Here is a 1093-nt window from a genome sequence, read left to right as displayed (position 1 = left end):
TCCGGCTTTGCCGGGCGCGCACGCGGGTGAATTTTCGAGACAAGCCCGTCCAGGGCGAAGGGGAGGAAAGAGGGTGGCGAATCGCGCAGCGATTCAGAACCCTAAAGGCCTTCCGGGGCGCTCCCCCGGGAGGTTTGGTCGGCCCGGAGGGGCGGCCACGGAGCCCCATAGGGGTGACGGCACTTTGCTGTTGGTTTCTATTGTTTTGGCTCTTGGCCGTTGTATTGCGCGACCTATTGTTTGGCCTATTGCAGCGGCAATAGGTGAGCCATACAAAGCGGTCACGCTTTCGGAGTCGATACACGCTCAAGGAATGCCTCAAAAGCAGTGTCTTCTGCTTCCCGGCGAGCACGTCGAACAGGCTTTAATGGGTCTGCATCTCGCTCATTTCGACGACGATCATAAGCCGCCCGAAACTGCTCCCAAGTGATCTCAACGCCATCTTCGTTGAGCAGTTCAATCACGCGTTTATCCATTCTGCACTGCATATCCTTACCCTCTCTTTTTGAGTGTCGAAGGCTGATATTCGTCACCCAAATAACGATAGAACCGATCCAAGTAAGGCAAGCCATCGAGCGGTTCATCGAGCATCGATTCAGGAATCTCAACTCCGCGGAATAGGCCAAAACTGTTCAGCAGGCGTTTCCCCTTGAGGATCTGCGCAGCGTGCCAGTTATCGGCCAAAGTCAGGTCGGAGAACTTCACGGCGTACTTGAACACCTCCATAAAGCCTTCGACTGGATCGCCCAGGATAGGCCTGCAATCCACGACCATGCTGTCGCCGGTGATCTTGTGCCACTCGGCGCTGAGGTCAGTTTGTGATGGCTGAGAGGTAGCCAAAATGATCATGTGGCAATGCGGATGCCAGCCCTTGCCCTTGTTGGTCAGCTCAAGGGTGTAAACAGCCCCCTCGGCTCTGCAAAGCTCAGTCCAGGGCGCGCCGCGAGTACCTGCGTTGAAGTCTCGGCGATGGTGCATTAGACGTTTGAGGGAGTGGCTGAGGTGAGCTTGCCGCTCGGCAAGATCAGGGCCGTTTCTAACGGTCAGGGTCAGGAGGTATGGGCGTAGATCCGGACGCTCTGTCTGGATAACC

Annotated in this window: 2 protein-coding genes; both read right to left on the bottom strand. The window is 56.4% G+C overall.

The window, feature by feature from the left end; translation table 11 throughout:
* Positions 1–281: 281 nt before the first annotated feature.
* Entirely contained in the window at positions 282–476 is a 195-nt protein-coding gene (locus tag GHO25_RS25625; protein ID WP_153334501.1) for a hypothetical protein, read from the bottom strand.
* A 16-nt stretch (positions 477–492) separates the two neighbouring features.
* Positions 493–1093, bottom strand: a 601-nt coding sequence (locus tag GHO25_RS26230) for a protein rep (RefSeq protein ID WP_178110251.1), incomplete at its 5' end; no start/stop codon positions are given.

The organism is Pseudomonas sp. FSL R10-1350 (genome assembly GCF_009600525.1).
Taxonomy (GTDB): domain Bacteria; phylum Pseudomonadota; class Gammaproteobacteria; order Pseudomonadales; family Pseudomonadaceae; genus Aquipseudomonas; species Aquipseudomonas helleri.
This window is presented reverse-complemented; position numbering and strand designations above follow the sequence as displayed.